Origin of the sequence: Geobacillus sp. E263 (genome assembly GCF_007197795.1) — a bacterium.
Taxonomy (GTDB): domain Bacteria; phylum Bacillota; class Bacilli; order Bacillales; family Anoxybacillaceae; genus Parageobacillus_B; species Parageobacillus_B toebii.
In genome coordinates this window covers 1017424-1029695 of the sequence record NZ_CP041632.1, presented here as the reverse complement: position 1 = coordinate 1029695, position 12272 = coordinate 1017424, and the positions used below count along the sequence as shown (strand labels likewise).

General features: G+C 41.7%; 14 protein-coding genes. 3 read left to right on the top strand and 11 right to left on the bottom strand.

The features are described from left to right. Positions 1 to 4: 4 nt before the first annotated feature. From FNL97_RS05240 to FNL97_RS05230, 3 genes are all read right to left on the bottom strand, one after another. A complete protein-coding gene (locus FNL97_RS05240) occupies positions 5 to 838 on the bottom strand; it encodes a metal ABC transporter permease (RefSeq protein WP_015864513.1) in 834 nt (277 codons plus the stop codon). A gap of 15 nt (positions 839 to 853) precedes the next feature. Next, the gene (locus tag FNL97_RS05235; protein WP_015864514.1) at positions 854 to 1612 is read right to left on the bottom strand and encodes a metal ABC transporter ATP-binding protein; all 759 of its coding nucleotides are present in this window, start codon (positions 1610 to 1612) and stop codon (positions 854 to 856) included. Between the two features lie 96 nt (positions 1613 to 1708). Next, positions 1709 to 1822 carry a hypothetical protein gene (locus tag FNL97_RS05230; protein WP_373467249.1) on the bottom strand — a complete coding sequence of 38 codons (114 nt, stop codon included), beginning with the start codon at positions 1820 to 1822 and terminating at the stop codon, positions 1709 to 1711. A gap of 148 nt (positions 1823 to 1970) precedes the next feature. On the opposite strand from FNL97_RS05230, the gene FNL97_RS05225 reads away from it, so the two are divergent. Then, positions 1971 to 2237, top strand: coding sequence for a DUF2624 domain-containing protein (locus FNL97_RS05225; RefSeq protein ID WP_015864515.1), 267 nt, complete (start codon positions 1971 to 1973; stop codon positions 2235 to 2237). Positions 2238 to 2249: 12 nt separating this feature from the next. Here FNL97_RS05225 and FNL97_RS05220 read toward each other — a convergent pair whose 3' ends face one another. Both FNL97_RS05220 and FNL97_RS05215 read right to left on the bottom strand, forming a co-directional pair. Continuing rightward, complete coding sequence (locus tag FNL97_RS05220) at positions 2250 to 3146, bottom strand: deoxyribonuclease IV (RefSeq protein WP_062678755.1); 897 nt, start codon at positions 3144 to 3146, stop codon at positions 2250 to 2252. Between the two features lie 28 nt (positions 3147 to 3174). Then, positions 3175 to 4482: a DEAD/DEAH box helicase gene (locus tag FNL97_RS05215; protein WP_143415167.1), complete on the bottom strand. Its 1308-nt coding sequence runs from the start codon at positions 4480 to 4482 to the stop codon at positions 3175 to 3177. Positions 4483 to 4662: 180 nt separating this feature from the next. Between FNL97_RS05215 and vrrA the strand changes: the two genes are divergently transcribed. Continuing rightward, positions 4663 to 5193 (top strand): VrrA/YqfQ family protein, encoded by a 531-nt coding sequence (gene vrrA, locus FNL97_RS05210; RefSeq protein WP_097354753.1) that lies wholly within the window; start codon positions 4663 to 4665, stop codon positions 5191 to 5193. A 93-nt stretch (positions 5194 to 5286) separates the two neighbouring features. Beyond that, positions 5287 to 6234, top strand: coding sequence for a 4-hydroxy-3-methylbut-2-enyl diphosphate reductase (locus FNL97_RS05205; protein WP_015864519.1), 948 nt, complete (start codon positions 5287 to 5289; stop codon positions 6232 to 6234). A gap of 41 nt (positions 6235 to 6275) precedes the next feature. Here FNL97_RS05205 and FNL97_RS05200 read toward each other — a convergent pair whose 3' ends face one another. The 6 genes from FNL97_RS05200 to dnaG form a co-directional block, all read right to left on the bottom strand. After that, positions 6276 to 7397 (bottom strand): Nif3-like dinuclear metal center hexameric protein, encoded by a 1122-nt coding sequence (locus tag FNL97_RS05200; RefSeq protein ID WP_015864520.1) that lies wholly within the window; start codon positions 7395 to 7397, stop codon positions 6276 to 6278. Then, entirely contained in the window at positions 7394 to 8098 is a 705-nt protein-coding gene (locus FNL97_RS05195; protein ID WP_062752940.1) for a tRNA (adenine(22)-N(1))-methyltransferase, read from the bottom strand. The genes FNL97_RS05200 and FNL97_RS05195 overlap by 4 nt, the downstream gene beginning before the upstream one ends. Before the next feature lie 85 nt (positions 8099 to 8183). Next, on the bottom strand, positions 8184 to 8546 hold the full coding sequence (gene cccA / locus FNL97_RS05190; RefSeq protein WP_015864522.1) for a cytochrome c550: 363 nt from the start codon (positions 8544 to 8546) through the stop codon (positions 8184 to 8186). Positions 8547 to 8672: 126 nt separating this feature from the next. Beyond that, positions 8673 to 9212: a hypothetical protein gene (locus FNL97_RS05185; RefSeq protein WP_062678758.1), complete on the bottom strand. Its 540-nt coding sequence runs from the start codon at positions 9210 to 9212 to the stop codon at positions 8673 to 8675. A gap of 81 nt (positions 9213 to 9293) precedes the next feature. Then, positions 9294 to 10418, bottom strand: coding sequence for an RNA polymerase sigma factor RpoD (rpoD, locus tag FNL97_RS05180; protein WP_143415166.1), 1125 nt, complete (start codon positions 10416 to 10418; stop codon positions 9294 to 9296). A gap of 31 nt (positions 10419 to 10449) precedes the next feature. Then, positions 10450 to 12255, bottom strand: coding sequence for a DNA primase (gene dnaG, locus FNL97_RS05175; protein WP_062677208.1), 1806 nt, complete (start codon positions 12253 to 12255; stop codon positions 10450 to 10452). Positions 12256 to 12272: the final 17 nt, after the last annotated feature.

Below are 12272 nucleotides of genomic sequence, written 5' to 3'. Positions count from 1 at the left end.
CTCCTCATCCCCTTTTCCAATTTTTCCACATGATTACGATAAGCAAAATGAAAACGGCAAGCATAACGATCGTTCCACCAGGCGCCAGATCAAGCTGATATGACAGCAGCAAACCAGCAATAACAGATAATTCACCAAACAAAATCGAATAACCAATCGCCTGCTTAAATCCTTTTGCAATCCGAATGCTCGCTGCCACAGGAAGCGTCATTAACGAAGAAATAAGCAATACGCCGACAATCCGCATTGATGCAGCAATCACGAGCGCTACTAAAACGATAAATATAAAATGAATAAGCTTCGCACGAATGCCAGAGATCGCCGCATACTCTTCATCAAATGAAAGGAGAAATAATTCTTTATATAACAATAAAATAATGCCAATGACAACACAAGCAATGATAAATACCGTCCATACGTCTTGACGGCTCACTGCACTTACACTGCCAAACAAATAGGAAAATAAATCCGTATTAAATCCATCGGCAAGTGAAATAAAAATTACACTAAGACCAATTCCACCAGAAAGAATGATCGGAATCGCTAATTCTTGATAATGTTTATATATTGCTCGCAATTTTTCAATAAACAGTGAACCTAAAACGGAAAACCCCATTCCCACATAAAGCGGATTCCAGTTTGTAAAATAAGCAAAGCTTTTGCCCAACAGCAAACTTGCCGCAATACCGGCAAGCGTCACATGGCTGAGCGCATCGGCAATTAACGACAGACGACGGACAACAATAAATACACCGAGGAGCGGAGCAGCCAAGCCGATTAATATTCCAGCTATAAACGCGTTGCGTAAAAATTCGTATTGCCATATTGCTTCAATCATCGTGCCATTCCTCCATCAATGTTGATGAGAAAGCACATGAAGTGAATGCCCGTAAAATTTCGACAATGCCTGCTCCTCGAGCTTCTCAAATTCTTCGGCTTTCCCATGAAAATATAAATGTTTATTTAGACATGCAACATGCGTCACTTTTTTGGTAATGGTCCCAATATCATGCGTGACGAGTACAAGCGTAATGCCAAGGCGCCGGTTTAGCACATCAAGCATGTTGTAAAAACTTTGTACGTGATGAATATCAACACCAACAGTCGGCTCATCTAAAATAAGCAATTCAGGTTTGCTGACAATCGCCCGGGCAATAAATACACGCTGCTGTTGCCCGCCGGATAATTCTCCGATGTTTTGGCGGGAAAAATCGCTCATCCCAACCGCTTCAATTGCCTCCAATACCGCCTGTCTATCTTTTTTTGTAAAAAAGCGAAACATTCCGCGTTTAGCCGTTAATCCGCTTGCGACAACTTCGTACACAGTGGCAGGGAATCCGGTATTAAAGCTGTTTGCCTTTTGTGATACAAAGCCGATGCGGTGCCAATCTTTAAACGACTCGATTGGCGTCCCAAACAAATAAATATTGCCTTGCTGCGGTTTTAATACGCCTAATACGCATTTTAAAAGCGTCGATTTCCCTGAACCATTCGGACCGACGATCCCTAAAAACGCACCTTTAGGCACGGCCAAATTGATATCTTCCAACACGTTCTCTCTTTCGTACCGAAATGAGACATGTTCGATTTTCAACACATATTCTGTTTTCATTCTGTTCTCCCCTGCTAATTCAGAATAATTACGATTTAACTACGAACGTAGTATAACCGATCGAACGGCATTTGTAAATGTTAATGAATCGCCGATTTAATCTGGAATTAAATAATCTAAAATAAGCGAACTCCCGATAACCCGACCATCAATAATTCGGTTTGGGATTAAAAGCTGCTCGATCGAAAATGACGCAAGGGAAGCTCCCAAAAAAATAAAGAAAAAATATGGCTGAGAGCCTCCTTTTTATGTTGTTTCTGTGCCAAAAAACACCCTTCCTTTTTTGTTTTTGTTTCATTACAATACACGTTTTGGCTCTTCATTTCATATGATGCCTATGGAAGAGGAGGAGTCGAAAATGAACCTTTATCAACAGCTCATTCAGCAAAAAATAAAAACGATCACCCCCGAGGAGCTTGTTTCATATAGTCATGATTACGACATTCCATTAACGGTGGAACAAGCGAAAAAAATTCTCCATATCGCCCGGACGAATAAAATTAATGTGTTTGATCCACAAGAACGAAAAAAATGGGTGAAAGAACTTGCCAAAATTACATCACCGCAAACCGCTAAAAAAGCAAATGAACTATTTTTAAAATTTATCAATAAAAAGGGCATCTGACTTTTGCCCTTTTTATTCATCATTCATAATTTTTGTCAACAACTCTTCATCAAATATTTGCGCGCGCAACATGGCAATTTCGTGCTTATATGGCGGTTTTTTATTGTTTTTATCCTCTCCGACATACGGTGTTTCTAAAATTTTCGGAATGTCGGCAAGCTGTGGATGATGAACGATATAGTTTAATGCGGCAAAACCGATATGTCCAAAACCGATGTTTTCGTGGCGGTCTTTCCGGCTTCCGCGCGGATTTTTGCTATCATTAATATGGAGCACTTTAAGCCGGTCTAACCCGATAATTCGATCGAATTCTTCCAATACCCCATCAAAATCATCAACGATGTTATAGCCGGCATCATGCGTATGGCACGTATCAAAGCAAACCGACAATTTTTCGTTATGGGTGACACCATCAATAATTTGGGCGAGTTCCTCAAAGCTGCGGCCGCATTCCGAACCTTTTCCCGCCATTGTTTCTAATGCGATTTGCACCGTTTGTTCACGCGTTAATACTTCATTTAACCCCTCAATAATTTTGCGGATTCCTGCTTCCGGACCTGCCCCGACATGCGCTCCAGGATGAAGAACAATTTGTTTTGCGCCAATCGCCTCGGTCCGTTCGATTTCAGATCGCAAAAATTCTACACCGAGAGCAAACGTGTCCGGATTTTTTGTGTTGCCGATATTAATAATATATGGAGCATGTACAACAATTTCTTCAATGCCATGCTCTTTCATATGGGCAAGCCCTGCTTCAATATTCAGCTCCTCAATTTTTTTACGCCGTGTATTTTGCGGAGCCCCCGTGTAAATCATAAACGTATTTGCTCCGTAGGAAACAGCTTCCTCACTTGCTGCAAGCAGCATCTTTTTTCCGCTCATTGACACGTGTGATCCAATTTTTAACATTTCTCTTCTCCCTTTCCTGTTTAACATGTTATTGTTTCTTTAAACGCCGCAACCGCTTTTTTTGTTTTTCTATTTCGGCAAGCAACTTTTTCTTATAACCTGGCTTGATTTGTTTCGATTTTTTCATTTTCGCAAGAAGCTGCTCTATTTCCCCATCTTGCTTGGCCCGCTTGCTTCGCCGATTCCAAGGCGGCAAATCTACCCATTCTCCACGGATAAGATCGCGATGAAGAAACTCAATTCCCATTTTTTCTAATTTGGTTATTGCATCTTGATCCGATGGTTCATAAATCGTCGTCGCAATTCCTGTGTAACCAGCGCGCGCAGTGCGGCCGACACGATGAATGTAAAACTGTAAATCTTTTGGCAGTTCGTAGTTAATGACATGGCTTACTCCTTCAATATCAATGCCGCGGGCAGCTAGATCGGTAGCAACAATATATTGAAACTCCAAATCGCGAATTTGCCTCATCATTTTTTTACGTTCGCGCGGAGTTAGATCACCGTGTAAAATCCCGACTTTCATCCCTTTTTCGATCAGTCTATCTGCCACTTCATCCGCCATTTTTTTTGTATTGGTAAATACAATTGCTAAATACGGATTATACGCAACTAACATTTCGTGCAGTAGCTTCGCTTTATCACGGCTGCGAAGCGGCACAAGAACGTGCTCAATTTTTTCCGCTGTGACTTGCTTTGGTGCAACATGAACATATTTTGGATTTTCCATATATTTTTTCAAAAATGGTTTTAACTTTTCCGGGATTGTCGCAGAAAAGACGAGCATTTGCAGTTCTTTTGGCATGCGTGCTGCAATTTGATCGACATCGACAATAAATCCCATATCTAACATTAAGTCTGCTTCGTCAACGACAAGTGTAGTTGCTGTCCAAACATTCAGTGCTTGTTCGCGAATGAGGTCGTTAATTCTTCCTGGAGTCCCAACTACGATATGGGGCTGTGTTTTCAATTTTTCGATCGCTTTTTGCTTATCTGTTCCTCCAATAAAGCAACGTGCCGTAATTTGTCTATCACTCGGACAAAATTTTATAATTTTTAAAATTTCATGGTAAATTTGCGTTGCAAGCTCCCGCGTCGGTGCGGTAATAACCGCTTGTACCGCCTCGTGATCCGGGTCAATTTTTTCAATGATCGGCAATAAATAGGCGTGAGTCTTTCCTGTTCCTGTTTGTGACTGACCAATCACACTTTCGCCGCGAAGAATGCTCGGAATGATGCGCTCCTGAATTTCTGTTGGTTTATAAAAACGAAGCGCCTTAATCGCTTCAATAATAAATGGCTGAAATGAAAAGCTCTCAAATAACGTTTCCTTCATTCGCCACTACTCCCTTCTGCTTCAATTTAACGACCAAATCCGAATAACTCGATTCATCATTATATCTGATTTTTGCACAAGGCTGCAACTTAGACCGTAAACGAAAAACATTTCCCATTTTTTCGCATACTTTATGAAAGAGATATTCTCTTACTTCAGCCTAGAAAGGAGGAAAATGCGATGATTTACAACCGGCCACCGATATTTCCTTTTTCCCCGATGCCACGCTCTTTTTCAGGAATGCCGCCTTCCTTTCCTATGATGAGAACACCCGGTCCCCGCCCGGGCTTTGGCGGTTTCTTATCGCAATTATTTTCAAGGGGACGGCCGATCGCTTCTCCATCTCCGTGGATAACACCTGCGATTCGTCACGCCGCTGCCACTACGGGCGCTGGCGCAAACACAGGCGGGGGCTTTATCGGCATGTTGACAAACATCCAAAAAATGTTAGGCGTTGCACAAAACGTCATGCCAATGGTGCAGCAATACGGACCGCTGATAAAAAACCTTCCAGCTATGGTAAAAATATTTAGAGAATTAAAAACAACCGAGCAAGAAGAGAACAAAACAGAAAAAAACATTCCAGAAAATAAGAAAAAAACATCATCTTCATCCAAAAAACGCACTGTACCGAAAGTGAAAACATCTGAAAATAAATCATCCCAATCTACAAAAACACCAAAGCCATCTACGCCAAAACTATATGTTTAAAATGTGTTATACTTTGTGTTCTTCCACTTTCTCCGATATAATGTAAAAGAAAGAGATAGTCTCTCCGTATGTCGGAGTTTAGGAGGAACCAATATGGAAGTGATTAAAATTACCCCTCGCGGTTACTGCTACGGGGTTGTTGATGCGATGGTAATCGCAAGAAATGTAGCATTAGATCCTACGTTGCCAAGACCGATTTATATTCTCGGAATGATCGTTCACAATAAACATGTTACCGATGCATTTGCCGAGGAAGGAATTATTACGCTCGATGGAGAAAACCGATTAGAGATTCTAGAAAAAATTGACAAAGGGACAGTGATCTTTACTGCGCACGGCGTATCGCCCGAAGTGAAAAGGCGCGCCCGCGAAAAAGGGCTTGTCACGATCGATGCGACATGTCCAGACGTGACAAAAACCCATAACTTAATTAAAGAAAAGCTGGCGGACGGATATGAAATTATTTATATTGGCAAAAAGGGCCATCCCGAACCAGAAGGAGCGGTCGGCATTGATCCGACGCGCATCCATCTTGTCGAAACGATGGAAGATGTGGAACGTCTAACGATTGAAAACGACCGCATCATGGTGACAAACCAAACAACGATGAGCCAATGGGATGTTGCCGATATTATGGCAAAAGTAAAAGAAAAATATCCACATGTCGAAATGCATAAAGAAATTTGCATGGCAACCCAGCTCCGCCAAGAGGCAGTGGCGGAACAAGCAAAAGACGCCGATGTCACAATCGTCGTTGGCGATCCAAGAAGCAACAACTCCAATCGCCTTGCGCAAGTATCGGAAGAAATTGCTGGCACGAAAGCGTACCGCGTTGCCGATGTAACAGAAATTGATATTAATTGGATTAAAGACGCAAAAAAAGTAGCCGTTACAGCAGGAGCTTCAACACCAACCCCAATTACAAAAGAAGTAATCGATTTTTTAGAGCAGTTTGATCCGAATGATCCTAATACATGGAAACGCGAGCGGAAAGTACCGCTGCAAAAAATTTTACCGAAAGTAAAAGCAAAAAAAGAATAAAACAATGGCCGATATTCGTTTAGCGAATATCGGCTATATGTTTATACGAACGTAAATGGATCGGTATGCACTTTCGAAATGCAGACGGTCGTTGCAAACTGATGTTTAGCAAACGCATTTTCTAAAAAGCGAGCGACCCCTTGTTTCATTACTTTCTCCACATTATGTCCCGGATCCACGATATTTAGCCCAAGCATCATTGCATCGTGCGCAACATGATAATATACATCCCCCGTCACATAAACATCAGCGCCGGCTAATTTTGCTTGTGAGATATATTTATTTCCATCACCGCCAACCACTGCGACTTTTTGAACCATATCTTGCAAATGGCCAACAACACGCACCGCCGGAACGTCCAACGCTTTTTTCACATGCTCTGCAAACTCCCCAAGTGTCATCGCTTCCGGCAAGCGGCCAATTCTTCCTAATCCGAATACTTTTCCTTTATTTTCAAGCGGATATATGTCATACGCCACTTCTTCGTACGGATGTGCTTTTAACATCGCAGAAATAACCTTGTTTTGCAAGGAAGCCGGGACAATCGTTTCAATACGCACCTCTTCCACTTGCTCCAGTGTCCCGGATTTCCCGATAAACGGATTCGCCCCTTCTAGCGGTAAAAAAGTACCGATACCGCGGCCGTTGAACGTACAATGGCTGTAGTTGCCGATATGGCCTGCCCCCGCGTTACCGATCGCCTCACGAACAAGGTCGGCATGTGTCTCCGGAACATAAACGACTAGTTTTTTCAGCGGCTCTTCATACGTCGGAATCAATACATCTACATGCTCCAGCCCCAACGCCTCCGCTAACCAGTCATTTACCCCTCCATTGGCGATATCTAAATTCGTATGAGCAGCATAAATGGCAATATGATGTTTCATACATTTTTCAATGATACGTCCTTGCGCTTGATCAGTAATGATCTGCTTTAGCGGACGGTAAAGCGGTGGATGGTGCGCGATAATAAGATCTACCTCTTCCGCTACAGCCTCATCGATTACTTCTTCTAAAACATCCAAGGCAATCATTACCTTTTTGACTGGTTTATTTAACGTTCCAATTTGCAAACCGATTCTGTCGCCTTCCATCGCTAAATGTTTTGGTGCAAATTGCTCAAATAATTGAATGATTTCATGACCGCTTGGAATTCTGTTCACCGCAATGCCTCCTCAACCATCTTCATTTTTTTCTCTAGTTCTCGTTTTTTTGCGACGGCAGACTCTGTTTCTGCCTTTTCATTTAATTGGCGGTAAATCTGTTTCCAGTGAGCAAGTTCATGACGCCATTTTTTTAAAAACACATCATTTTTTTCTTTCAATAAAAACGGGCCTAACAATAATTCCGTCTCTATATTTTCATATGGCCTTTTTCCATCGCCTTTTTCAGCAACAAGCACTTCATAAATTTTCCCCTCTTCTTCCAATATGCGCTCCGCAATCAGTTCCCAGTCATGGTCCAGCAGCCATTTGCGCACAATATGCGCGCCGACATTCGGCTGCAAAATCAGCCTCTTTACGCCGAGAAGCTTGTCTTTTCCAGCCTCTAAAATGTTAGCAATCAATGTGCCTCCCATACCGGCAATCGTAATACAGTCCACTTCGCCAGGTTTAATCACTTCCAATCCATCGCCTTTTCGCACAGAAATGACGTCTTTTAGTCCTGTCCTTTCGACTTGTTGTTTGGCGGAGCGAAGCGGACCATCTGCTACTTCGCCCGCTACCGCTTTTGTAATATATCCATGCAAATATGCATAACACGGCAAATATGCATGGTCTGAACCGATATCAGCTAGCTTTGCACCTTTTGGAATGAAAGAGGCAACTGTTTCAAGACGTTTGGACAGACGAAATTCATTCACCTTTTCTATTCACATCCCTTTCACTCTTCTGTATATTGTATCATAAACAAAAAATCCCTTCACCTAAGGCAAAGGGATTTTTTGTTTATTTCAGCTTAGAAAGCCATTTTGCCATTTCATCTGCTTTGTCCGGCGGAACGAGGCCTGCAGGCATGGCGCCGCGACCGTTTTGGATCACGTTTTTAATTTCGTCTACCGAAAGCCGTTGGCCCACACCTTTTAATGCCGGACCAGCACCGCCTTCATAATTTTGTCCATGACAGCCGCTGCATGTTTGTTGATAAAATTCTTCTGGATTTGCCGCAGCCGTTTGCTCTGTTTTCTCGCCGCCTTTTTTCTCTTTTGCAAGTTCCTTTGCATCGCCGAGCCCCTTAAATGAAAGCCCAAGAGTAAGTCCGATCCCAATCAGCATAATGATGAAAAATGGGATTAACGGATTTCGATTCATTTTTTTACCTCCCTTATGTATAACCATTGTTCAGCAAATGTAACCGCTACAAACAATTTTATTTTACTGTAAATTACCGCAAAGGAAAAGCCCCTAATCTCATTCTACGACAAAATTGCCAAAAAGTTAAAATAAAAGAAAAACAATTAAAACCCCTATTCCGATTACACCGGATATAAACAAATAAAGAAAACGGAACCGCTTTCCTACGAAGATCCATAATAAACAATTTACGAAAACAATCGATGCAATAACCGCTTTTTGTTTCGGAAAATAATATTCGCCAACTTCGATCGATGCAATAAGAAAAATGAACGCACCACTAATAAGCGGGATATGAACAATATTTCCTTGTCCCTTCCACATCCATGCAACTATGACGCATATAAAGAAAAAAAGAAATAAAAGGGGCATTTGCAAAACGAATGACAATTCAGTAAAATAAATGACAAGAGCATTTGCTGGCAACAATAGACAAATGAATGCCACTAAAAGGAAACGGATCATCCCCCGTTGACGAGTTCGGAGGATGTCGCTTGGGCATTTTTTATACTCGCCCTCCGTATATAATGCCAGCAAATAATCGCAATATTGCTCTGGAAGGAGGCTAGAACGTTTCCAATATTCAATTTCCCGTACAATAATTTCGCGCCTTTGTTTGTTCATAATTAATCGGCCTCTCGAAAAGGAAAGGAAAAATAGTTTACTTCTCAAATAGTACAAGAAGTAAACTATTTTAGAAAGTGGTTACTCTAAAAAGTCTTTTAACCGTTTGCTGCGGCTTGGATGACGCAACTTGCGAAGCGCTTTTGCTTCAATTTGACGAATGCGTTCGCGGGTAACACCAAATACTTTTCCGACCTCTTCGAGCGTCCGCGTACGACCGTCGTCTAGCCCAAAACGCAAACGAAGCACGTTTTCTTCGCGGTCTGTAAGTGTATCTAATACATCTTCTAGCTGTTCCTTTAACAGCTCGTAGGCCGCATGCTCGGATGGCGATGTCGCTTCCTGGTCTTCAATGAAATCACCCAAATGTGAATCATCTTCTTCGCCAATTGGCGTTTCAAGAGAAACTGGTTCTTGGGCGATTTTTAAAATTTCGCGTACTTTTTCTGGAGTTAAATCCATCTCTTCAGCAATTTCTTCTGGAGTTGGTTCACGTCCAAGATCTTGAAGTAATTGCCGTTGCACGCGAATAAGTTTATTAATCGTTTCCACCATATGCACTGGTATACGAATGGTCCGTGCTTGATCAGCAATCGCACGCGTAATTGCTTGACGGATCCACCATGTTGCATAAGTGCTAAATTTATATCCTTTACGATAATCAAACTTTTCGACTGCTTTAAGAAGACCCATATTTCCTTCTTGAATTAAGTCAAGAAATAGCATGCCGCGACCAACGTAACGTTTAGCAATGCTAACAACAAGACGAAGGTTTGCTTCTGTTAAGCGGCGTTTTGCTTCTTCGTCGCCTTGTTCGATTCGTTTCGCTAGTTCAATTTCTTCTTCAGCAGACAACAGTGGAACGCGCCCGATTTCCTTTAAGTACATGCGCACAGGATCGTTAATTTTTACGCCAGGAGGAACCGATAAATCATTTAAATCAAATTCTTCTTCCTTTGATAAATCATCGATATCAGGATCAGCGTCTAAATCAGATTCACTAATGACTTCGATCCCTTGATCAGCTAAGTATTCGTAAAATTCATCCATTTGGTCAGAATCAAGATCAAAACTGGATAAACGTTCAGCAATTTCTTCATATGTTAAAATACCGCGTTTTTTACCAAGCTCTGTCAGCTGTTCTTTCGCTTGTTCAAATGTTACGTCTGTATCGGCTTGTTTTGAACGAGCTGGTTTTTCAGCCATTTCACTACCTCCTTTAACTTATAACATAATATTACGAAGATGATAACATCTTTTTCATTTCGATGATCTCTTTTGCAATGCGCGCAGCAGTTAAAAAGTCTTTTTTTCGCTCTGCTTCAATTTTTTCTTGTTCTTTTTCCTTTAGCTTTAACCATTTTGGGTAATTCAACACATGCCGCATATAATCGTTCAGTTCCTGATTGGAAATTTCATCAGTGATCAACAATAGCGACAGTTCTGTCACAAGAGGTTTCAAATCATCAGGAAGACGCGAAAGCAACAAACTGACATCAGGCTCATTCCCTTCTTCGTAAAATGCGTAAATATAAGCAGCAATCGCCCGATGTTCTTCGATATTGAATGCCCCTGCAATCGTCTGCTGAACAATCATAGCCACATCACGACTGCGAAGCATATGGGCAAGCAACATTCGTTCAGCATTTTGAAAGGCAGGAAGAAGCTTCTTTTGTAGCGGCGGTCTCGGCGCCGCTTTGCTTTGCGCATTGTTAGAATGTGTTTTATTATTTCGATGACGATTCAACTGCTCTTGCAAAGCAGATAACGAAAGGGAAAACTCGTCAGCCAACTGCCGTAAATAGTAATCCCACTCGATGGGATTCGATAATTTGCTAATTTCTTGAAGTACTTCTTCAATGTAGCGAATTTTATCATTTTCGTTTTGCAAGTTTTTTCCCTTGCGAAAATACATCATTTTAAACGCCATCAGCGAACTGCTGGCATCAATAATATCGCGGCGAAATCGATCTGAACCATATTTCTTTATATATTCATCTGGGTCAAGACCGTCGGGAATTGTTGCAATTTTCACATGACAGCCTGCATCTGCTAACAGCTCCGCTGCGCGGAATGTCGCTTCTATTCCTGAAGCATCACCATCATAGCAAATAATAACGGTATCGACATTGCGTCGAAGAATACGCGCGTGCTCTTCCGTTAACGCTGTTCCCATCGTTGCTACTGAATGGGCAATGCCTGCTTGCACAGCGGAAACGACATCAGCAAATCCCTCTAATAAAATGGCTTCTTGATGTTTTCGAATATGTAAACGCGCTTGATGAAAATTGTATAAAATTTTTCCTTTATGGAAAATGGGTGTTTCCGGGCTGTTCAAATATTTCGGCTGACCTTCTCCAAGAAGTCTGCCCGAAAAACCAACAGCATCTCCATGATGATTATGAATCGGAAACATAATTCGATGACGAAAACGGTCAAAATAGCCACCGCCGTTTTCTTTTCGAATAATTAACCCGGCTTTTTCCATCAGCTCGAGCGAAAAACCGCGCCCTGATAAAAGTTTGACGGCAAAATCCCATGAATCAGGGGCATAGCCGATTTCAAATTGATCAATAATTTCCCTTGTCCATCCACGCGCCTGTAAATAATCAAAAGCTTCCTGTCCTTCCTTTGTATTTACAAGCAAATGATGGTAAAATTTTTTCAGAAGCTCATGCGCTTCTACCATTATTTTTGTTTCGCCCGTATCAGCACGGCTTTGTTTATTCGCATCGTCCAGCTCTAAATCCGCTAAATCGACGTTTGCCTTTATCGCTAATCGTTTTACTGCTTCAATAAAGGAAATTCCTTCAATATCCATTAGAAACGAAAATACATTTCCACCGGCCCCACAGCCGAAACAATGAAAAATTTGCTTTTCTGGGGAAACCGAAAACGATGGCGTCTTTTCCCCATGAAATGGGCATAATCCAAAATAGTTACGTCCTTGTTTTTTCAATTGGACATAATCGCTAATTACATCGACAATATCAACAGCACGACGAATCGCTTCAATCGTTTCCTCGGGAATACGGTATCCCATATAAACAACTCCGTATC

What these genes read in the sequence shown, in the direction of transcription:
- FNL97_RS05240 (WP_015864513.1), bottom strand. Translation starts at nt 838, where the DNA reads ATGATTGAAGCAATATGGCAATACGAATTTTTACGCAACGCGTTTATA.
- FNL97_RS05235 (WP_015864514.1), bottom strand. Translation starts at nt 1,612, where the DNA reads ATGAAAACAGAATATGTGTTGAAAATCGAACATGTCTCATTTCGGTAC.
- FNL97_RS05225 (WP_015864515.1), top strand. Translation starts at nt 1,971, where the DNA reads ATGAACCTTTATCAACAGCTCATTCAGCAAAAAATAAAAACGATCACC.
- FNL97_RS05220 (WP_062678755.1), bottom strand. Translation starts at nt 3,146, where the DNA reads ATGTTAAAAATTGGATCACACGTGTCAATGAGCGGAAAAAAGATGCTG.
- FNL97_RS05215 (WP_143415167.1), bottom strand. Translation starts at nt 4,482, where the DNA reads ATGAAGGAAACGTTATTTGAGAGCTTTTCATTTCAGCCATTTATTATT.
- vrrA (WP_097354753.1), top strand. Translation starts at nt 4,663, where the DNA reads ATGATTTACAACCGGCCACCGATATTTCCTTTTTCCCCGATGCCACGC.
- FNL97_RS05205 (WP_015864519.1), top strand. Translation starts at nt 5,287, where the DNA reads ATGGAAGTGATTAAAATTACCCCTCGCGGTTACTGCTACGGGGTTGTT.
- cccA (WP_015864522.1), bottom strand. Translation starts at nt 8,546, where the DNA reads ATGAATCGAAATCCGTTAATCCCATTTTTCATCATTATGCTGATTGGG.
- FNL97_RS05185 (WP_062678758.1), bottom strand. Translation starts at nt 9,212, where the DNA reads ATGAACAAACAAAGGCGCGAAATTATTGTACGGGAAATTGAATATTGG.
- rpoD (WP_143415166.1), bottom strand. Translation starts at nt 10,418, where the DNA reads ATGGCTGAAAAACCAGCTCGTTCAAAACAAGCCGATACAGACGTAACA.
- dnaG (WP_062677208.1), bottom strand. Translation starts at nt 12,255, where the DNA reads ATGGGATACCGTATTCCCGAGGAAACGATTGAAGCGATTCGTCGTGCT.